Raw genomic sequence first — 19,058 nt, 5'->3', positions numbered from 1 at the left:
GTAAGTGTCAGGCGTCTCTGGAATACTGGGTCGCCCGGTCAAGCCGGGCGACGACAGCGGAGTATGAGACATGACCGAAATTCATGAAGCAGCTGCTCGTCCCTCCCGAGGCGCTGTACCCGCGCCGCCTCTCCTCGCCGTGCGCAACATCGAGGTCGTTTATGACGATGTCATCCTGGTGCTGCGCGGTCTCAGCCTCGACGTGCCCAAGGGCGCGATCGTGGCGCTGCTCGGCGCCAACGGCGCCGGCAAGTCGACGACGCTGAAGGCGATCTCCGGGCTGCTCAAGACCGAGGACGGCGAAGTCACGCGCGGCGAGATCCTGTTCGGGGGCGAGCGCATCAACGGCATCGATCCCGACAAGATCGTTCGCCGCGGCATCTTCCAGGTGATGGAGGGCAGGCGCATCGTCGCCGACATGACCTCGCTGGAAAATCTCAAGCTCGGCGCCTTCACCCGCAGGGACCGCGAGGTCGGCGCCGATCTCGACATGGTCTTCAACTATTTCCCGCGCCTGAAGGAGCGCACCGGACTGGCTGGTTATCTTTCCGGCGGCGAGCAGCAGATGCTCGCGATCGGCCGCGCGCTGATGGCGCGCCCGAAGATGATCCTGATGGACGAACCCTCGATGGGGCTGTCGCCTCTGCTGGTGAAAGAGGTGTTCTCGATCATCCACAAGATCAACCGTGACCTCGGCGTCACCATTCTGCTGGTCGAGCAGAACGCCCGCGCTGCGCTGTCGGTGGCAAGCCACGGCTACATCATGGAGCAGGGCAAGGTCGTGCTCGACGGCACCGCGGACGAATTGCGCGACAACGAGGACGTCAAGGAATTCTATCTCGGCGGCGCTGGCGACCAGCGCAAGAGCTTCAAGAACCTCAAGAGCTTCAAGCGGCGCAAGCGCTGGCTCTAACCTTCCAATACCTGTTCCGCTTCCGTGACTGCGCAGAGAACATGATAGAACGACGACGCAGGAATGGTGTCGATCAGCGATTTGCCGTCGCGCTCGAACTGGTCATACCAGCCGCCCCGCACGGGATGGCTGAGATAATGGCGTTCGAGCCGCGCCAGCGCCATGCGCGCCTCCTCCGCCGCGCCCACCTCGCCGGATTCGGCATGCGCGATCCACGCCTTCGCAATCTCGGTCTGTGGCCACAGCCGGCGCGTAGTGCGGCGAATGTTGCCGGCGTCGTCACCCTCGTCGATCAGGCAGCCGGTGGCCTCGTCGCGATAGCGCAGCGCGGTTTCCAGCAGCTCGGCGCGCCGCTGTCCGGTCGGGCAGCCCGTGATGCGTTCGAACCCCTTCAGCAACCAGACCCATTCCGCCTGGTGGCCGGGCTCGACGCTGACTGGCGCGATCTTCGACCAATCCTCTTCGAAATATTCGCCGAGCGCGCGCGTCCGCTTGTCGTAGAGATTGGCGAGGAACAGCGCGAAGAACTCGCCGGCACGGTTCTGGAACGACAAATCGTGGGTCGCGTCGAAGCACGCGATCATCGCCTCGAACAGATGCATGTGCGGGTTCTGCCGGCGCGGCAGCGAGACCGGAAGGCCTTCGTGGACGCCGCCGTGCGGCGAGCGCAGATGGCCGTCGAGGAAGGCGAGCAGCGCGTCGATCTCGGCGCGAATTTGCGCGTCCTGGTCGAGCGCATAGACGGCCGCGAGCGCAAACAGGATGAAGGCGTGGTCGTAGGCGTCGCGTCGGCCGTCCAGCACCGCGCCCTCCGGCGTCAGCCGGTGCACGTAGCCGGGCCGGCCGTCGGGCGCCTTTGCTTTGGCGAGCAGATGCTCGAGCCCCTTCAGTGCGATGGCGCGCCCCTCAGGGTACCAGCCCATCTGCGCAGCCTTGGCGTAGCACCAGATCTGGCGGGCCTGCACGAACACCCGGCGCGGCGCGGCGCTGTCCGCCGTGCCGTCGCGGTGCAGCCGATCGATGAAACCACCCGCGCCATGGTCCCAGCCGACCGTCGACCACAGCGGCAGCGCCTCGTCGATCATGCGGCGCTTCAGGCGCGCAACGACGTCCGCCGCCTCGTCCGCCGCACTGATTCCCTCGTCCGCCATCGCGTCCTCTTCAAACCTCGCCCATGGCCGTCTGATACCCATGCCGGCGGCGGCGCGCAACGGATGCCAACCCGGAAAGATGAGCCATGACCGCCCATTACGACGCCCTCGAGACGCGCGAACAAGCCGCGCGCGATGCCGATCTGTTCTCCCGCCTGCCAGGCGTGCTGCGCTCTGCGATGACCGCGCCCGCCTATGCCGATCGGCTGAAAGGTGTCGATCCGGCCGCCGTGACCTCCAGGGCGGCCCTGGCGGGCCTGCCGGTGCTGCGCAAGTCGGAACTACCGGCCCTGCACAAGGCCTCCACGCCTTTCGGAGGGTTCGTCGCGGCGGCGCCCGGCTCGTTCGCCCGCCTCTTCACCTCCCCCGGGCCGATTTTCGAGCCGGAGGGGCGGCAGGCTGACCCCTGGCGCGGCGCACGGGCACTGTTCGCGGCCGGGTTCCGGCCCGATGACATCGTGCTCAACACCTTCAGCTACCATCTCACCCCTGGCGGCTTCATCTTCGATGCGTCGGCCCGCGCGCTCGGTTGCGCCGTGATCCCGGCTGGTCCAGGGAATACCGAGCAGCAATTCGAGCTGATCGAGGCCTACCGCCCCGTCGGCTACAGCGGCACGCCGGACTTCCTGAAGATCTTGCTTGATGCTGCCGCAAGCTCGGGCCGCGACGTCTCCTCGATCAAGCGCGCGCTGGTCTCCGGCGCAGCCTTCCCGCCCTCGCTCCAGGCCGAGATCAAGGCGCGCGGCATCGACGTCTACCAGGCCTTCGGCACCGCCGATTTCGGCATTATCGCCTTCGAGACCAGCGCGCGCGACGGTATGGTCGTGAACGAGGATCTCATCATGGAGATCGTCAAGCCCGGTACCGGCGATCCCGTGGCGCCCGGCGACGTCGGCGAGATCGTCGTGACCTCACTCGACCCGCACCATCCCTGGATCCGGCTCGCTCTCGGCGACCTCACCGCGGCACTGCCGGGGACCAGCCCCTGCGGGCGCACCAACATGCGCATCAGGGGTTGGATGGGCCGCGCCGACCAGACCACCAAGGTCAAGGGCATGTTCGTCCGTCCCGAGCAGGTCGCCGAGATCGGCAAGCGCCATTCCGCGCTCGGAAGATTACGCCTCGTCGTCACGCGCCAAGGCGAGGCCGATGCAATGACGCTGAAAGCGGAGACGGCGGCCGCGAACGATGCGTTGCGCGACGAGATTGCAGGCACCTTGCGGGCCGTGACGAAACTCGGAGGCGAGGTTGAACTGGTGAGGCCCGGCGCGCTGCCGAACGACGGCAAGGTGATCGCGGACGAGCGGTAGCTTCGCGCATCATTGACCAGCTGGCTTGAAAAGCCTGAGTAATTTTGAAATTACCTCAGAAAATTGGCTTCGTTTTGCAGAAAAAGCACCTTCGGCATTGCGTCTGGAAGCCCTATTTCAGAGATGGTTCGTCTTTAAATTGTTGTCGCTCCATTCCCCAATTTGAGCAGAGCGCGAAGGGCGCTGTTGCGCCTCACGGGATTCATACCGCTCGAGCTTGACTAATTCGCGCAGCGCCCGTCGGATCGCCTCAGCCACACGTTCTGCAGCGTCGGCCGGCATGGTTTCCGCCGGATCTGGCGGTATTGACAGAGGCAGCCACGTGTTGTTGTTTCGCAACGAGGCCTGATATAGCGCCATTCATCCTTCGCCGAGCTGAAAATCTCTGGCGGATCGATTGATCCGAACGCTACGACTTGGCCGATCAGTTCCGCCTTCACCCAGCGGACGCGGGCGAGATCAAACTGAGCGACCGCCGCGTCCCGCGCCAGTGCAAGCGCAAGCCGCTCCTTACGTGAACCAGCGATTTGCTCGGTGAGCTGGCCAATCATCGCAGCGTCCGCCGGATTCGCCGCGTAGCTCGTCGCCAACCCATGCCGGAGTGCATTGCCGCTTGTTCGTTTCTTGGCACCGGGCGTTTGAGGTCCGGTGCTCTTGCGGGCGTTCCGTCGATTTGCGGCGATCTGTCGATCCGTCGTCATCGCCCCCCTAGCCGGCCCGGGGTTCGAAGCTAGGCCGCTCCTCGATGCGAGCGATCGCCTCCTCTACCTGAATCGCGAAGCTCTGAGCTGCTGCCGGTTTGATGGACACCGGGTTAAGCTAATCCGCACGCGGTGTTCAGCTCATCGGCCAGCTTAGCAGGTGGGATGCCTCGAAGCGACCCGCTTTGCGAGCATCGCAAGATCGGCTGAGAGATGGAGCTGGCCAGGACCGACCCAGCTTGCCATCATGCGCTAAGGAGCCGTCGCCTGCCCCCGTCAGGTTGAACTTTGGCGCAAATGGCCGGGAGTATGGTCACATACCACATACTCTCCTCAGATCCGGAGCACACGCTCCAAGCCACAAAAAAGCCCCGGCCGATGCCCGGGGCTTTGATGTCTGAAGTGGGTTGCGGATCAGCACTTCGCGACGACCGGACCGGTCCAGTTGAAGCGGTAGACCAGCGAGGTCGAGATCGTCTGGTCCAGCTGTTGGCACGGACGCTGTTGATGAGCGGCGCGTTGCTGCCATCCAAGAGCTCGGTTTGGGTCTTGGCGTTGTAGAAGGCCGAACGATACTCGGTCTTCATGAACCAGCCGGGCGACTGGATGCCGAAGATGTGGCGCGGGACGCTGGTCTAAGACGGGATGCCCTGTACAGAACATTCGGGGGCCGAATCGACCCTCAGCTCAGCCGAATCCTGAGGCTTTTTGATGCGCTCAACGTGCAGGCCTGCGTGGTGCGGGCGGATCCATCTGAGGTGCAGAGTGCACCGAGCTGGACGGCCCCCGATGCGTTCGAAGGGTTCGCAAAGCGACTAACGCAAGGCTTCGCCAGCAACCGCTTCGAGGAGGCAGTCCTTGCATTGAAAGAAGCCGTGCTGTCCCAGAATGTCTCCGCCCTGGCGCGGGAGGCCGGGATCGAGCGAAGATCGATGTACAAGACATTCGGCGGCGCCGTGGATCCAAATCTCAGCCGAATTTTGAAGGTCCTCGCGGCAATGCAGCTTCGGCTGCTTGTCGTTCCGCTTCCACACAGATCGGGGCTACCACGACCCAAACTTGGTCGGCCGCAAAAAGCTCCGCAAGCCTAAGATGCATGAGCGTTATTTCTATGCTTTGAGCTCGCGTCTATCGCCCTGGCCTGCATCAATCCGCGCTATTTGCCGTTCGCCGTGATTGCTCAGGTTGACGGCGTGTTATCCTATCTCGGATTTCCCGAATAGGAAGACGGTCCGGCCGTGACCCTTTCCGAAAAAGTATTGGCCGACGTGTCCGCCCCCTTCATCTTTGAGCTCAATGCTACCAAGACTTTGCACTGATTTGAGGTCTGTCTCGGGTAGCTTGATCCGCACATCTGTTTCCGCGATTCAGGCCGGCTCCGAAATCCTATCATGAACTTATGTGGAGTTCACACTGAAAGGCAGACGGGCAGTCGCCTCTTAGAACGGACCGCGCATCGAAGGAATGTAGCGGCAGAACGTAAACCGGCGAATCTAGCAGATCAGCGCTTCGCCGCGTTACCCGCCAATTCCATCGCCAAATCCAGAGCTGCCACCCCAATTTGATCCAAAGAATTAGATTTGCAGCGCCGGTCCATCCAAGCAACGATCGCGGAGAAATCGCCGCCTCCGACAATGTCCCTCTCGGCACTCACGTTTAGTCCGCTGACGAAGCCTACGACCCAGGATTCAAAGGCTGCCTTTACGACTAAGTTCTTCTTCCTATTCAACCAGGCGGTACAAGATTGCGAGCCAGCGCCCACGATCGTTGATCCGGCGTTCAGCGACGTCGGCAAGAGTAACATCATCACTATGGCAAGAGCTCGTTTCATCTCTTCCTTGACCGAAAACGGCTACTTCCAAGGAGGTCCATCTGTTGCTTTGCCCAAGGGCGCAAGCTCAGTTTCGATTTTCTCGATGCACCCTGCGTATGGCGGTGAACGCTTCTGCGGTCGATCTCAGGCTCGAACCCGGCCAGTGAGGAACCTCATCGGCGCGGCGGGATCGCCGCAAGTTCTGCCGCACCATCGCGTAGAGCACAAACAGGCCGATCGTGATCGCGACAGCCAACAGTGGGAAAATGTAGTTCATGCAGCCTCCAAGACTTGAAATACTAGCAGCCCGTCCATTCGGCGCGACGCTCCCCGGCCTGAAGGCCCTATACTGCCAATGCCCTACTCAGCTCGTGGTTCTCATCCGGCATTCCGCTTCAAATGTTTGAGCCCCCGCCGTTGCCGCGAGAGAGCAGCCTTCTCGTACCGTTCCAAGCTAGACAAATATCTCATTTGCGTTGGTTCCGCGCCCTCAATTACCGCCAAGATCAGAATTAACCTAAGCTCTCGCAGGCGATCCTGGCGACTCCTAGCTTGAGCCAGATCTTGAACTGCGACATCGATGTCCGTACTTTTGATGTCGTCCGCAACGACTGCATCAAAGCCAGCGAAACCAGAACCAGAGGGTTCGTCCCAACGAGATAAGCCATGCCGATAGGCGTTGCGGCTCGATGCTGCTTTGCCGGCGCTTGTTTGCGGCCCGGTACTCCTCGCTGCGTTTGCGCGATTGGCTTTGATTTGTCGCTTTGACGCCAACTTGCCTCCTTGATTTTCCTACTTTGCAGTCGAGCAATCCCTTCGCCGACCAGACCACATCAATCGTCGGTTCCGGCTCCTCCGCGACGCGATGGTGACCGATCCGGAGGATAGGACGAGCCCGTCAACAACGGGGTAATGAAAGTGTGCAGGTTTGATCCATCAAACAGATAGGCTGCTATTCCGGCCGCTTGCGCCGCAGCAAGATCGCTCTGCTTGTCGCCGATCATGAAGCTAGCATCGATATCCACCGAGTACCGTTCAAGGAGGGCTCTGATCATCCCCGGCTGCGGCTTACGACAGCTGCAGAGGACACGGTAACGCTCAATCAGACCATCGGGGTGATGGGGGCAGAATTCGAACGCATCGATACGGGCACCAACGCTTGTAAGTTCACGCGACATCCACTCGTGCAGATTGCGCACATGCCGCTCCTCGTAAAACCCCCTCGCAATTCCTGATTGGTTGGTGACGACAAACGCAAGATACCCGGCGTCATTGACTGCTTTGACGGCCTGCTGGGCTCCTTCCACCCACCGGATCTTGCCCGGATCGAAAGCATAGCCATCGTCCTCGTTGAGGACGCCATCACGATCGAAAAATACTGCCGGACGCTTCAAATCTCACGGGCCCAAATTGGAGTGACCGGCAATCTTCCGACAATCACGGCTTCATTTCAACATGTCATGCGACCGACAACATCGTTCGCTGCGAGCGCGCCCTTTTACATCCACGTCTTTGCTGTTCATCCGTGAATTGGCTTCGTTTGGTCGGCTTTATACCGGTCAACCTCGTCTCGTCGTTGCCCTAAGCGCGTGAGAACAAGAGCGATTCCTATCGCTAAAAGGAGCAAGATTGTGGCTGCAGAAAGGACTGGCCTTCATCCGCGATTGGAGCGTTACTGATTCCACCGGGCGCCCCCTTCGATCGTAGCGCCGGTATCTCGCCTCGCGGAAGCGGGGCTTCAGGCGGTGCGGCATGTAAAGCCGCTTGTTTCTGCGTAGGAGATACCGGTGACAACAGTTCAAACAAACGGCGTCGATGCGCCCAATCACATCATCAGGTTCAATCCCAATGACCGCCGCCACTTCATCGGCGGCTCAGATGCGCGTGTCAACATGGGTGACGATCAGGACAAGCTCACCCGCCTTTGGCAAGAGAAACTTGGAGAGCTCGCGCCAGAAGATCTCTCGGATAATCTAATTGTCCAGCTCGGCACGATAACAGAAGTCCTCAATCGCGCCTGGTACCAGCGCTCAACAGGACAAACCATCTCGGACATCCAAAAGCGGGTTCGGCATCCCGTGCACAAATGGATGGCGGCAACACTCGATGGCATGGTCGAGCAGACCGGAGCGGTGTTCGAGGCAAAGTTCATGCTGCCCTGGGCGTTCATGGAGGAGGCTGCCGCCGAAAAGCATATGGCACAGCTGCAGCATAATATGTGGGTGGTCGCCGCTCGCTCGTCCGTACTCTCGAGCATCACCGGCGGTGGCAAATGGGTTGAGATCAACATTCACGCCGATCCGCTCTATCAGCATCTGCTCCTCACCGCCGAGAAGAAGTTTTGGCGCTGCGTTCAGAGCGGCGATGCGCCTCTGCTCTTCAACATCGAAACGCCTCGACCAAGGGCTGGAGGCCGTTAAGGTCGTCGATATGTCTTCGTCAAATGCTTGGGGCGAGTTCGCTACAACCTATCTCCGCACCAAGGACGCCCACGGGAAGCACGAGCTCTCTAAAGCTGAGTTGAAGAAGCTCGTGCCCGAGGATGCCAAGGAGGCAAGCGGGCACGGGATCAAGGCCAAGCGGTCCAAGTCCGGCGCCATCAGCTTTGACGCTCTCGTCTTGGAGAGGTCCGATGCATCAATCCAGTGAGCGGATGGGGCCATCGCGGGTGCCCCTTGCCCGGGCGCAGGCCGAGCTTACCAACCCGGAAAAGACCCTCACGGCGGTAATCCGCTCCCCGTTCCCACGGGAGGACGACCGGACCTTCCGCTACGCCTCCCTGGCCTCGGGCCTGGACATCGTTCGCAAGACGCTGAGCCAGCAGGAGATCGCAACCGTCCAGACCACACGGATCGCCCCCCGGGAGCGGCCAGGTGCATCTCACGACCCTGCTGGCCCATGCCTCCGGCGAATGGATCTCCTCCGATTGGCCGGTCTGCGCCGCAAAGGAGGTCGAGGCGCCGCATCGGATGGGAGCCTCATTGACCTATGCCCGCCGCTACGCCCTATTTGCTCTGGTTGGCATTGCCGGTGAGGACGACCTCGACGCCCCTAATGCAATCGCCAGACCTCCCGCGGCCGCCGAGCCGCAAGTGGCTGCCGGGCCGAAAGCAAAGCCCGCCAAAGCCGTCTTGAACCGACCGGCTGTCCTGAAGCCCCAGCAATCGGCTGAGCTACGGGAGCGGCCTCGCCTTCCCCAAAGAGCCCCCCGCGCAAGCGGAGCAAGGCCCACCGTGCTTTTGTCCGGGCACAGCCTTGCTTGGTCTGCAAGCAGGCTCCATCCGATGCCCACCACCTCAAGTTCGCCCAGCCTCGAACACTTGGGCGCAAGGTCAGCGACGAATTCACCGTCCCATTATGCCGCTCTCACCATCAGGCTCTCCATCGGCATGGCAACGAAAAGGCATGGTGGGTGGATATGCAGATATCACCTTTGCCTGTCGCGAGCGAGTTATGGGCAGCGAGCCCCGTTCATGACCACGTTAATCGGAACGTAGCCACATTCGATGCTTGATTGCCGGTCCGACCGGAGGCCACACGTCAATGAATGGCCCCTTCAGCAACGCCACGCCTGCAACCACATCCGCTATTCCGGTCGAATTTCAAGTGCTGTGTCCTGCTCCCCAACTTCTCCCCGGCGAAAGCATCGAGCAGCATCGCGCGCTCCAAGCCGTCATCTTCCGCGACATAGCCCCCCAATCGGGGATCGAGTGGCTGCTTGCCATTGATGTGGCGGAGCTGTCCTGGGAGATGCAGCGCTATCGAATTTTGCGGCACAAGCTGCTGGAATCATATCGCCAAAAAGCAATAGAGATGACGCTTCGTCGGATAGATGTGCCCGGTATAGTGCCGGACTTCAAAAATGACGGCGAACGCTACATCGTTCAGAACGCGCTCGATTGGCGGCTCGATCGTAAGCGTCGTTCCGCTCCCACCTTCTCGCGGCACATGGGATAGGCGAGTTTCACGATCTCTTCGAAGGGATCGGCTTGTGTCTATGCTTGACCATACGCTTAGATCGGACGTGACGGCGCGCCGGCTGGAAGTGATCACGGAGACGGGACGCCGTCGTTGGTTCTCCAAGGACGACAAGGCCCGGATTGTCGAGGAGACGCTGGTCTCGGGCGCCGTCGTTTCCGAGATTGCCCGGCGACACGGGCTGACCCCACAACAAGTGTTCACCTGGCGCCGGCAAGCACGCCGGTTGCCGACGCCGATGGCTGACGATCCACCGTTTGTACCGGCGGTGGTAGACGCCTTGGTACCGGCCGTGGCTGTTGGCCATGAGCGCAAGACAGCGCGACGCAAGGCCAAGCCGGATATCGGGGGCATCGAGATCGAAGCCGAGGGCGTCACTATCCGGGTCGGCCGAGGCGCGGATGTGGCGATGATTGCGGCCATCGTCCATGCGCTGAAGGCAAGCCGGTGATCGGCCCGTCCGGAACTGTCCGGGTGATGGTGGCAACCAAGCCGGTCGACTTCCGCAAGGGAATGGAGGGGCTTGCCATATTGGTACGCGAGCACATGCAGGCTGACCCGTTCTCGGGTGCTGTTTATGTGTTCCGTGCCAAGCGCGCCGACCGGATCAAGCTGATCTTCTGGGATGGTACGGGTTTCTGCCTGTTCGCCAAGCGGCTCGAAGACGGCGTCTTCCGCTGGCCGAAGATCGAGGATGGCGTGATGCGTTTGTCGGCGGCGGAATTGTCGGCGCTGCTCGAAGGGCTCGATTGGCGGCGTGTCCACGCGGCACGGGAGACGGTCGTGCCGACGCAAGTCGGATAATTGTGAGCCGTGCTGCGGCGAAGTGAATCAGGGGCATCGAGCACGTCGTCAAGCGGGCGCGAATATGCTCTGATTTACCTGTGAGCGATAACCTTCCTGATGATCCCGAGACGCTCAAGGCGATGCTGCTGGCAGCGCTTCACGAGAGCGAGCGGCTGCGTCAGATTATCAAGGAGCTGCAACGCCACCGCTTTGGCCGGAAGGCAGAGTCGCTTCCCGAGGAGCAGATGCTGCTGGGCCTCGATGACGTCCAACAGGTCGCAGCCTTTGCCGAGGCTGGTCGGGACGAGACAGCCCCGGAAGGCCGGGCGGAGCGCGCACGCAAGCGCCGCGTCAATCGCGGAGCACTGCCGGCCCACCTGCCGCGGATCGAGGTCGTCGTCGACCTCGACGACAAGACCTGCCCCTGCTGCCAGGGCGAACTGCATCGGATCGGTGAAGACAGGAGCGAGCGGCTGGACATGGTGCCGGCGCAGTTCCGCGTTGTCGTCACCCGGCGTCCTAAATACGCCTGCCGAGCCTGCGAAGATGGCGTCACGCAGGCCGAGGCTCCGGCCCGGCTGATCGAGGGCGGCCTGCCGACGGAGGCAACCGTCGCCCAGGTTCTGGTGTCCAAATAAGCCGATCATCTGCCGCTCTACCGGCAGGCCCAGATCTATGCCCGCCAAGGCATCGCTCTCGATCGATCGACGCTGGCGGACTGGGTTGGGCATGCCGCCTTCCATCTGCGCCCGCTGCATGAGCGCCTTCTCGCTCTGCTTCGCGCGAGATCCAAGCTGTTCGCCGACGAGACGACGGTGCCGGTGCACGATCCGGGTCGAGGGCGCACCAAGACCGGCCAGCTCTGGGCCTATGCAGCCGACGACAGGCCCTGGGGCGGCCTCGATCCGCCCGGCATTGCCTATGTCTATGCACCCGACCGCAAAGCCGAGCGGCTGTTCAGCCATCTCGCCGGCTTCAAGGGCGTCCTGCAGGTCGATGGCTACAACGCCTATCCAAAGCTTGCCGAACGCGGCGGAGTCGAGCTCGCCTTCTGCTGGGTGCACATGCGGCGCAACTTCTACGAACTCGCGACAGCCGGCCCCGCTCCAATCGCAAGCGAGGCGCTCAACCACATCGCCGCATTCTATGCGATCGAGAAGGAGATTCGCGGCCGCAGCGCGGAGGAGCGTCGCCTCGTGCGGCAGCAGAAGAGCCGACCACTGGCCGATGCCTTTGAGGTATGGCTGCGCGCCAAGCTGGCTCTCATCAGCCAGAAGATCAAGCTCGCCGAGGCCATCCGCTATGCTCTCTCGCGCTGGCAAGGACTGACGCGCTTCATTGACGATGGCCGGATCGAACTCGATAACAACACCATCGAGCGATCAATCCGCGGTATCAAACTTTGCCGCAAGAATGCACTATTTGCAGGATCCGACGGCGGCGCCGAGCATTGGGCGGTCATCGCTTCCTTGGTCGAGACCTGCAAGATCAACGACGTCGATCCGCTCGCCTACCTCACCGACGTCCTGACCAGGATCGTCAACGGACATCCAAACCGCGACATCGACCTGCTACTGCCCTGGGCCTACCGCGCTCAAGCCCTCAAAGCCGTGGCCTGACAACGACGCTTACGCTCGATCGCATTGCGGCAGACGAGATCGAAGCACGTCTCGCATCATATGGCTTCGATCAGCACACTATTAGCGTGGAAGTCTACGTGCAGGCCCGCGAGATCTTCACGCTATTCGAGACGCTAATGAAGGCGGCACAGTTACGACGGTTGTTCTTGCTCAAGAGGATCAATAGCCGCCGCCGAATGCATGAGCCGGGTAACTTCGTCCGCCCTCAACCGAGGGTCTGATCAAGAACGAGGTACAGTCCGCTCCTGCATAAGCAACCCAGCGAGGCCTCGAGATCATAAAAGCGAACACCATCAAAAATGCCCTTCGAAGTCAGTGCGCGAACGACGCCGCCAGTGCCCACGGTGCTCTGTAAGGTTAATAACGGTCATGCAGCGACATTGACGCCCGTCTTCAAGTCCACGGATTCAACCAACACGCCGTCAGCATGGGAGCTTATGTTCAGACGCGGGAGGTGGAGCACGACTGCGGCGGCTGTCCCCATTTAAGAGAGCGGAACACGCACGGCGAAAAGGCTAGGGCAACTACCGCAACCAAGCAACGCTCCTCGAGAAAAAACGCGGACGTGCCTCACCAAGGAAGATAGAGGGCGATAAATAATACCATTGCAACTGCCACGGCTGTCCAAAGCAACGCTTTTATTGCTCCAGATAAAGGTACCCAGAAGTTACTCGTCATGAACCAAAGGTCTTCCCGAAACTGTTGGAGACTGCGCTCACAATCCGACTTCATCCCTGCCCCTGCTGGCTGTCTGCTCTATTGTCCGGGTAGGACGGTCGCGTTATCCTCAAGGGCCCTATATTGTCGGCCACATCTAAAGAGCATCCTTTTCAATCTCTGTCGAGGCGCCCCGCTTGTTCCGAGCAGATCATCCGCAATCGTCGCTATTTTCCCTGGCTCTCTTCATTTAGGCCGATCCCCTGGGGCTAGGCCCGGATTCCGCCGCTACGAACAATGTGAGCGTTGATGAGTTCCGATGAAATGGCTGTTCGAAAACCGAGCTGGCACTCTTTTTTTAGGCGCGCCGTCGCACCTGTCGAGGCGGACTTAGACCGAGATACAGTCGAATTACGCCCGAACGAGGCGGCGCGCTAACGCCGCGGGCGATGCTGATTGCGGCAGTCCAAATCTGAGACGTTCTGCAAATCTTTGTTTGAGCTGGAACCGCTTATTTACCCATTGCTTTCAGTAGGCACCGCTAAGCTGTGGCTTAGCGAACGAAACTGCTCTAAGCACTATCGCCATCCGCCGATGTTTTTTTACTTCGGCACTAAAAGAAGTAGCACAGTAGCTGAGATTCGTCCGGGCAGCACTGGTGTCATGGGTGCAATATTCTCTTGTCCATATCTGCTTAAATCAATGAGCCTGAGGGTACTAGTCGCGCGAAATTTCACTTGCGAACAGGCGCGTAGGCCGGCGCTAGCCGAGTCTGCCGTTAGAACGGTTTTGATATTAGGAAGCTTTTACGGCGTTATCGTCGCGGCTTTGTTTCGCCGCCGGCAGAGGCCAAGTGACGGCACCTTTCCGTGAAACCATCGTCCAGATGTTGTGGCGGCGTTTTAGAAGCTCAGCAGCATGGGGCGAGACGGCCGATCTGTTTGCAATCCTCACGGTGGCTGCCCTACCTTGGTCGACCTCCCTCACGTCGATCTTCACTGCCGCGTTTCTGATTTGCATAGTGCCGTTCCTCCAGGTCCGCGCGCTCCTGAGATCGCTGACACGTCCGATCTGCGCAGCACCTATCGCGCTGTTCCTGCTCGCGCTAGTGGGAACGCTCTGGTCAGACGCGGCTTGGGACCTGCGACTCCGTGCCGTCAGCCCAACCGTCAAGCTGCTCGTTCTGCCCGTGCGAACGCTCCCCGCGGGGGTATTGGATATTCGTCGCGTTCGTCGTGTCTTGCGTATCCATTCGGCGTAGGCCGCAGGATCACCGCTTCAGCAGTCCAGGGTTTTCCTTGTAGAACTTAATAAGCTCGATCAGGTTGTCGATGCCGAAGTCGGTGAACGCCTGAACGCCGTCTTCTCCGACGCCATAGACCCAGATGAAGCCATCCTCGATCTCCATCTCGTTGGCGATGTCCCACAGCCAATCTTCGTCTTCGCCGAGGTCTTTGGCGACCTTGGTGATGGTGGTGACGTGATGGACCTTGTTGACGTGGGTGGTCATGCCGCCGCTCGAGCGGAGAGCGCAGATGCTGGCGTCCAATTCCAGGGCAGAAGTTCGTCCAGCCGATGAGCCGGATGAGCGGCGATGCGGGCGAGGACATTCGTGAGCCACGCCTGCGGATCGATGCCGTTCATTTTGGCTGTGACGATCAGGCTGTACATAGCTGCGGCGCGCCGCCCGCCGCGATCAGACCCGCAGAACAGCCAGGATTTTCGCCCAAGTGCGATGCCTCGCAGGCCCCTTTCGGCGGCATTGTTGGAGAGGCACACGCGGCCTCCTCGAGGAATAGGGTGAAGCTCGCCCAGCGCTTCAGGATGTAGTTGAACGCCTTAGCCAGGTCGTGCCCCCGAGACAGCTTGGCAAGCTGCTCCCGCATATAGACCTGGAGGTCCTCGACCAGAGGCCGGCTCAGCGTCTGCCGCACCTGAAGGCGCTCCTCGGCACTCTTGCCGTTGATGGACCGTTCGATCTCGAACAGCGCATCGATCCGCCGCACGACCTCGATCGCGATCGGCGAGAGCGGGATTTCCTTTTTGCCGGTGGCCTTGCGCCGGGCATTCTCTTCGATGTCGGCCATCGCGAAGAACGGGCGCCGTCCATGCGACCAGCAGGCAGCCTCCCGGATTGGCCCGGGCTGGCGTCCCGCCAGATAGAGCTGGTTGTACCCGTCATAGGCGTCGGCCTGCAGGATGCCGGCATACCGGGCCAGATGCGCTTGGGGATGCTCGCCCTTGCGGTCGCGGGAGTAGTAGAACATCGCCGCCGGCGGGTCCGTGCCCCCAAATGGCCGATCGTCGCGGACGTAGATCCAGCACCGTCCGGTGTCAGTCTTGCCCTTGGCCAGGACCGGTACCGTCGTATCGTCAGCATGAAGGCGCTCGGCCGCCATGACGTGGGCTTCCACCAAGCGCAGCAGAGGATCCAGCGAGGCACAGACCGCCCCAACGGCATCTGCCATGGTCGACAGTGCGATCGGCACGCCTTCCAGAGCGTAGCGCTCCGCCTGGCGGTTGAGCGGCTGATGCTGGCCGAACTTCTCAAACATAATCATGGCCAAGAGGCTCGGACCAGCCCACCCGCGAGCGATGGCATGGAACGGCGCTGGCGCCTGGCTGATCTTCTCGCAGTCGCGGCAGGAGAACTTCTCGCGGACCGTCTCGATCACCTTCCACTGGCGCGGCACCACTTCTAGCGTGCGGGTCACGTCCTCGCCGAGCTTGCGAAGACGATTGCTGCCGCAGCATTCACAAGCCGTAGGCCAATCGATTACCACCCGTTCCCGTGGGAGGTGCTCGGGGAAGGTCTGGCGCTCGGCGCGCTTGCGCGTAAATCCGCGCACCGTGGTCGTCTTGGCCACGGCCCGTTCCGCCGCCAGCTCGTCCTCGGTGGCGTCAGCTTCCAGCTCTTCGAACGTCAGCGCCAACTGCTCGATCAGCCGCGCCGAGCGCTCCGACCGTTGCCCATAGATCTGATGTTTTAGCTTGGCGATTTGCAGCTTCTGCTGCGCGATCAACGCCTCGTCTTCCGACGCTTTCGCGCGGGCGACCGCGAGCTCGCCGGCGATCTCCAAACCCTTCGCGCGCTCGACTGCCAGCGCCTTCTTCAGGGCGGCAACCTCATCCGGAACAGCGTCGCGATCAGCATGCATGCGACGCAGTGAATCACAGATTGGACGCGATGGGACTCCCCAAAATGCAAGAAGCTACAGATTCGGCGCTCAGCCCGCGCTTTGTGGCCGCCAGCTCAGTTGCGGATTCCGCCAGTCGATGCCTTCGAGCATGTAAGCCATCTGGGCCGCCGAGATCGACACCGCACCGTCCGACGCCGAGGGCCAGATGAACTTGCCACGGTCCAGGCGCTTGGCATAGAGCGACATGCCCAACCCGTCATGCCAAAGAATCTTCACCAGATCACCGCGGCGGCCCCGGAAGATGTAGAGATCGCCGGCATGAGGATCGCGCTTCAGAGTCTCCTGGACCGCAAGCGCCAGGCTTTGCATGCCGCGACGCATATCGGTGTGGCCAGTGGCGATCCAGACCCTGACGCCGCTCGGGATCGGGATCATCGTCGTCTCAAAATTTCAAGAACCCGCTGCAGCGCCTCGGTGTCTACGTCCCGGTCAACGCGCACGCGACAGCCGCCGCCAAGGTCGATCTCGATAATGCCGGCCCTTACACGTTGCGCAGGCGATGAAGACACCGGTTGTGGCGCGTCACTCGAGATCGGAGCCGCCGCAGGCGTGATCTCAACCGGAACAAGCACCGGCGCGGCATCCCCGCTCAACTTGCCGTCGCGCGCCAACCGGCGCCACGTGAACAATTGGCTTGTCGACAGCCCGTTGCGTCGCGCCGTCACCGACACCAGACGTGGCCCGCCATAGCTCTCGGTGACGATCCGCTGCTTTTCTTCCAATGTCCAACGGCGTCGAGCGCCCGTCGAGACGACTTCAAGTCGGGAAACCTTCGGCATAGGCATATGGTCAGTCATACGCCTAAGTCTTCACCCTCCATCAAACCGCGCAAGGCGGTCCTCGCCGGAGCGATACTGTCTTGCGCCCTCCTGTTGTTAATGTCTTGGCTCGTAGTTCTCCATCCCAATCTTTCGCTGAGACCATATGCCCCCCCTTGAGCGCGGGATCTTCGTCAAGAACTATATCGATCAGAGCCAAGAATTCGCCCTATGTGCCATAGGGCTCGCCTATCCCGTGATGATTCTACTTCGCGAGAAGCGTTATTGGCTCGCCACATTTGTGGCAGCACTAGCACTTAGCTTCGTGATCAACATGGCATTCGTCGTCGTCTCCCGCACTGCGTTGGTCATCGTGCCAATCATGATCGGTGTATTTGGTATGCTTCGCTTAAGGTGGCGCAGCATCACTTTCATCTTTGCCGCGCTGGTCGCCCGCTTGGCAGTCCTCACCACAGGTGCGCAGGACGGTCGATAGTTTTTCGCGGGACTATCACCTCTACATGCAGCAGAACGTACCAACATCCATTGGCGAGCGCCTAGAATATTGGCGGCACGCTGTTCAGTTTTATGAGCAAGCTCCGCTTGTGGGGCATGGAACAGGTTCGTCGCAGGGACTGTTCGAGAGAGCTGCGAAAGACCCCTCGTGGGTTCCGGGTGTCAGGGTGGTTCCGAATCCACATAACCAGACGCTGCATGTCGCTATCCAGTGGGGCGTCATCGGCATAGGCGCTCTCTATGCGATTTGGATATTTCATTTCCTACTGTTTCGCGGAGATGGCTTCCCAAGTGGATAGGCCTGCTGATCGTGGTGCAGAACGTCTTCACGTCGCTATTCAACTCCCATCTGTTCGACTTTCACGAGGGCTGGATGTACGTCATCGGCGTCGGCGTCGCCGGAGGCATGGTGATCCGGGCACAACAGGCTGAGGCGAAGGTAGGGAAGCCGATTTCTGAAGGCCACGACTGTCCGTGTGGCTGAGATGAACTATAAGAGCGGACAGATTCAATGGGATTGTTGATCGGTCGGCGCATATGGCGAGCGATGAATTTACCTTGCCTCCATCCTGCTCTGGCTCTGCACCGGTACGGCGACACACGAGGGGGTTGGGCGAACGCTCGGATATCGCCCGCTTGCGGACCCCAAATACAGGGACAGATCCGAGCTTCAGAGTTTTGGCATAGGATCGCACGCGGCCTATGCACTTTGGAAAAGGTCCAGCGATGAAGGAGTCTTCAAAAACGAAAGATACAGCACGGCCTGACCAGCCGTCGTCCGTTGATGCCAGTGAACGCCTTGAAACTAACCCTCTGCGGTACCCGGACGCATAGTAACGACCCGCGCCAGCCTCTTTTCGGCTGCGGTGCCGCTGCATTTCTCGCCGCGCTCATTATCTCCGCTAAGTACTTGGGCTCTTGCTCCTCGTCTTGCTCTTAGCAAGCAGTGCAAAGGAGCCGAATCGCTCACAACCTCTTGAGCCCGGCACATCGAGGTGATTGACGGATACAAGTTCAAGTGTATCGAATAGTGGTCGCCTCACGATAATTCGAGCAGGTCGACCCGCTGGCCGCGGCTATTTGAAGCGCTTGTCAAGAGTAAATTCGTTTCTTGGGTCGTTGGCCTCATCAGTGGGCTCAATGTGAGTGGTGACAGAGAAATCGTGGCGGTGGTGATCCGCAGCGATCGCCGCGTGGATGGATCGACGTTGCAAATCCAATCCTTTAGATCAAATTGGGGTCGCACCTCTAGATCTGGCGATGAATTAGCCGGTACGCGGCGAAGCGTTTAGCTGAAGCTCGCCAGTTCGCGCCACCCTACATGAAGCCGCGGAAGCAACAGATTCAGCTCGTAATGTCAGAGCAAGACCTGCAACTTCGCTGCCCGCACGCGATGGTGCGGCATCCGCGGCGGCTCCCCTAACAATGGCATTCTAGTTTCTGTTTGCCCAAGCCAAGCACGACTGAGAGCCGGAGCCAACAACGATCGCCTAGACGTTGAGTGCATTCGTCGGAAGGAGCTGGAGACTAGCCTACGAGCTATCGCCAAATTTTGGTGACGGCGGTGCCGGTCAGGCGGCAGCGGTTATGGGCTGACGGTCGGTCGACTTGGCGATGACCTCGATCCCATCGTTG

At 60.7% G+C, this 19,058-nt stretch carries 18 protein-coding genes and 5 pseudogenes; 13 read left to right on the top strand and 10 right to left on the bottom strand.

What is annotated here, in order from left to right; genetic code table 11:
• Window positions 1–70 precede the first annotated feature (70 nt).
• Window positions 71–913, top strand: a complete 843-nt coding sequence (locus IVB50_RS20940) for an ABC transporter ATP-binding protein (RefSeq protein WP_247297071.1) — start codon at window positions 71–73, stop codon at window positions 911–913.
• Here the strand turns inward: IVB50_RS20940 and IVB50_RS20935 are convergent.
• Complete coding sequence (locus IVB50_RS20935) at window positions 910–2,064, bottom strand: AGE family epimerase/isomerase (RefSeq protein WP_247297070.1); 1,155 nt, start codon at window positions 2,062–2,064, stop codon at window positions 910–912. The two genes, IVB50_RS20940 and IVB50_RS20935, sit on opposite strands and share 4 nt — an antisense overlap.
• Window positions 2,065–2,150: 86 nt before the next feature.
• On the opposite strand from IVB50_RS20935, the gene IVB50_RS20930 reads away from it, so the two are divergent.
• Window positions 2,151–3,374, top strand: a complete 1,224-nt coding sequence (locus IVB50_RS20930; protein WP_247297069.1) for an AMP-binding protein — start codon at window positions 2,151–2,153, stop codon at window positions 3,372–3,374.
• Between the two features lie 221 nt (window positions 3,375–3,595).
• On the opposite strand, the gene IVB50_RS20925 is transcribed toward IVB50_RS20930, so the two are convergent.
• Window positions 3,596–4,075: a hypothetical protein gene (locus IVB50_RS20925; protein ID WP_247297068.1), complete on the bottom strand. Its 480-nt coding sequence runs from the start codon at window positions 4,073–4,075 to the stop codon at window positions 3,596–3,598.
• Window positions 4,076–4,489: 414 nt separating this feature from the next.
• Window positions 4,490–4,695: pseudogene (locus IVB50_RS20920) on the bottom strand (porin family protein); the annotation flags it as partial.
• Here IVB50_RS20920 and IVB50_RS20915 point away from each other — a divergent pair.
• Window positions 4,618–5,166, top strand: a complete 549-nt coding sequence (locus IVB50_RS20915) for a transcriptional regulator (RefSeq protein ID WP_247297332.1) — start codon at window positions 4,618–4,620, stop codon at window positions 5,164–5,166. The pseudogene IVB50_RS20920 and the gene IVB50_RS20915 sit on opposite strands and share 78 nt — an antisense overlap.
• Before the next feature lie 410 nt (window positions 5,167–5,576).
• Here the strand turns inward: IVB50_RS20915 and IVB50_RS20910 are convergent, their stop codons facing one another.
• The 3 genes from IVB50_RS20910 to IVB50_RS20900 form a co-directional block, all read right to left on the bottom strand.
• Entirely contained in the window at window positions 5,577–5,906 is a 330-nt protein-coding gene (locus tag IVB50_RS20910; protein WP_247297067.1) for a hypothetical protein, read from the bottom strand.
• Between the two features lie 67 nt (window positions 5,907–5,973).
• Window positions 5,974–6,165: a hypothetical protein gene (locus IVB50_RS20905; RefSeq protein ID WP_247297066.1), complete on the bottom strand. Its 192-nt coding sequence runs from the start codon at window positions 6,163–6,165 to the stop codon at window positions 5,974–5,976.
• Window positions 6,166–6,721: 556 nt separating this feature from the next.
• Window positions 6,722–7,282 carry an HAD family hydrolase gene (locus IVB50_RS20900; protein ID WP_247297065.1) on the bottom strand — a complete coding sequence of 187 codons (561 nt, stop codon included), beginning with the start codon at window positions 7,280–7,282 and terminating at the stop codon, window positions 6,722–6,724.
• A 393-nt stretch (window positions 7,283–7,675) separates the two neighbouring features.
• Here IVB50_RS20900 and IVB50_RS20895 point away from each other — a divergent pair.
• The 7 genes and pseudogenes from IVB50_RS20895 to IVB50_RS20865 form a co-directional block, all read left to right on the top strand.
• Window positions 7,676–8,537, top strand: a pseudogene (locus IVB50_RS20895) (YqaJ viral recombinase family protein).
• A pseudogene (locus IVB50_RS20890) lies at window positions 8,521–9,402 on the top strand (ERF family protein). The pseudogenes IVB50_RS20895 and IVB50_RS20890 overlap by 17 nt, the downstream one beginning before the upstream one ends.
• Before the next feature lie 29 nt (window positions 9,403–9,431).
• Window positions 9,432–9,845, top strand: coding sequence for a hypothetical protein (locus IVB50_RS20885; protein WP_247297064.1), 414 nt, complete (start codon window positions 9,432–9,434; stop codon window positions 9,843–9,845).
• A gap of 67 nt (window positions 9,846–9,912) precedes the next feature.
• Window positions 9,913–10,317 (top strand): transposase, encoded by a 405-nt coding sequence (locus IVB50_RS20880; protein ID WP_247297063.1) that lies wholly within the window; start codon window positions 9,913–9,915, stop codon window positions 10,315–10,317.
• Complete coding sequence (gene tnpB / locus IVB50_RS20875) at window positions 10,314–10,670, top strand: IS66 family insertion sequence element accessory protein TnpB (RefSeq protein ID WP_247297062.1); 357 nt, start codon at window positions 10,314–10,316, stop codon at window positions 10,668–10,670. Before IVB50_RS20880 ends, tnpB (IVB50_RS20875) begins: the two co-directional genes overlap by 4 nt.
• A gap of 122 nt (window positions 10,671–10,792) precedes the next feature.
• Window positions 10,793–12,271, top strand: a pseudogene (locus tag IVB50_RS20870) (IS66 family transposase).
• Window positions 12,272–13,835: 1,564 nt separating this feature from the next.
• Window positions 13,836–14,193, top strand: a pseudogene (locus IVB50_RS20865) (ligase); the annotation flags it as partial.
• 26 nt (window positions 14,194–14,219) lie between these two features.
• On the opposite strand, the gene IVB50_RS20860 reads toward IVB50_RS20865, so the two are convergent.
• The 4 genes from IVB50_RS20860 to IVB50_RS20845 form a co-directional block, all read right to left on the bottom strand.
• Window positions 14,220–14,459, bottom strand: a complete 240-nt coding sequence (locus tag IVB50_RS20860) for a hypothetical protein (RefSeq protein ID WP_085394101.1) — start codon at window positions 14,457–14,459, stop codon at window positions 14,220–14,222.
• Window positions 14,456–16,107 (bottom strand): IS66 family transposase gene (locus IVB50_RS20855; protein WP_247297060.1). Its coding sequence is split into 2 segments (ribosomal slippage): window positions 14,456–14,736 and window positions 14,736–16,107, totalling 1,653 coding nucleotides; the frame shifts between segments, so codons are not numbered across the junction. The genes IVB50_RS20860 and IVB50_RS20855 overlap by 4 nt, the downstream gene beginning before the upstream one ends.
• Window positions 16,108–16,176: 69 nt before the next feature.
• Window positions 16,177–16,524, bottom strand: coding sequence for an IS66 family insertion sequence element accessory protein TnpB (gene tnpB / locus IVB50_RS20850; RefSeq protein WP_085394103.1), 348 nt, complete (start codon window positions 16,522–16,524; stop codon window positions 16,177–16,179).
• Window positions 16,521–16,946 carry a transposase gene (locus IVB50_RS20845; protein ID WP_201263781.1) on the bottom strand — a complete coding sequence of 142 codons (426 nt, stop codon included), beginning with the start codon at window positions 16,944–16,946 and terminating at the stop codon, window positions 16,521–16,523. The genes tnpB (IVB50_RS20850) and IVB50_RS20845 overlap by 4 nt, the downstream gene beginning before the upstream one ends.
• A 127-nt stretch (window positions 16,947–17,073) precedes the next feature.
• Between IVB50_RS20845 and IVB50_RS42755 the strand changes: the two genes are divergently transcribed.
• The 3 genes from IVB50_RS42755 to IVB50_RS42745 are packed head-to-tail and all read left to right on the top strand — an operon-like array spanning window position 17,074 to window position 17,907.
• Entirely contained in the window at window positions 17,074–17,403 is a 330-nt protein-coding gene (locus IVB50_RS42755; protein WP_345956912.1) for a hypothetical protein, read from the top strand.
• Between the two features lie 25 nt (window positions 17,404–17,428).
• Window positions 17,429–17,722 carry an O-antigen ligase family protein gene (locus tag IVB50_RS42750; RefSeq protein ID WP_345956911.1) on the top strand — a complete coding sequence of 98 codons (294 nt, stop codon included), beginning with the start codon at window positions 17,429–17,431 and terminating at the stop codon, window positions 17,720–17,722.
• 11 nt (window positions 17,723–17,733) lie between these two features.
• A complete protein-coding gene (locus tag IVB50_RS42745) occupies window positions 17,734–17,907 on the top strand; it encodes a hypothetical protein (RefSeq protein WP_345956910.1) in 174 nt (57 codons plus the stop codon).
• Window positions 17,908–19,058: the final 1,151 nt, after the last annotated feature.

It is taken from the genome of Bradyrhizobium sp. 87 (genome assembly GCF_023073015.1).
GTDB classification, from domain to species: domain Bacteria; phylum Pseudomonadota; class Alphaproteobacteria; order Rhizobiales; family Xanthobacteraceae; genus Bradyrhizobium; species Bradyrhizobium canariense_D.
This window is presented reverse-complemented; position numbering and strand designations above follow the sequence as displayed.

Bases quoted from the DNA above. Each gene is read 5' to 3' on its own strand.
- IVB50_RS42755 (WP_345956912.1), top strand. From the start codon at position 17,074: ATGCCCCCCCTTGAGCGCGGGATCTTCGTCAAGAACTATATCGATCAG.
- IVB50_RS20860 (WP_085394101.1), bottom strand. From the start codon at position 14,459: ATGACCACCCACGTCAACAAGGTCCATCACGTCACCACCATCACCAAG.
- IVB50_RS20845 (WP_201263781.1), bottom strand. From the start codon at position 16,946: ATGACTGACCATATGCCTATGCCGAAGGTTTCCCGACTTGAAGTCGTC.
- IVB50_RS20905 (WP_247297066.1), bottom strand. From the start codon at position 6,165: ATGAACTACATTTTCCCACTGTTGGCTGTCGCGATCACGATCGGCCTG.
- IVB50_RS20925 (WP_247297068.1), bottom strand. From the start codon at position 4,075: ATGACGACGGATCGACAGATCGCCGCAAATCGACGGAACGCCCGCAAG.
- IVB50_RS20940 (WP_247297071.1), top strand. From the start codon at position 71: ATGACCGAAATTCATGAAGCAGCTGCTCGTCCCTCCCGAGGCGCTGTA.
- IVB50_RS20935 (WP_247297070.1), bottom strand. From the start codon at position 2,064: ATGGCGGACGAGGGAATCAGTGCGGCGGACGAGGCGGCGGACGTCGTT.
- IVB50_RS42750 (WP_345956911.1), top strand. From the start codon at position 17,429: ATGCAGCAGAACGTACCAACATCCATTGGCGAGCGCCTAGAATATTGG.
- IVB50_RS20910 (WP_247297067.1), bottom strand. From the start codon at position 5,906: ATGAAACGAGCTCTTGCCATAGTGATGATGTTACTCTTGCCGACGTCG.
- IVB50_RS20930 (WP_247297069.1), top strand. From the start codon at position 2,151: ATGACCGCCCATTACGACGCCCTCGAGACGCGCGAACAAGCCGCGCGC.
- IVB50_RS20885 (WP_247297064.1), top strand. From the start codon at position 9,432: ATGAATGGCCCCTTCAGCAACGCCACGCCTGCAACCACATCCGCTATT.
- tnpB (WP_085394103.1), bottom strand. From the start codon at position 16,524: ATGATCCCGATCCCGAGCGGCGTCAGGGTCTGGATCGCCACTGGCCAC.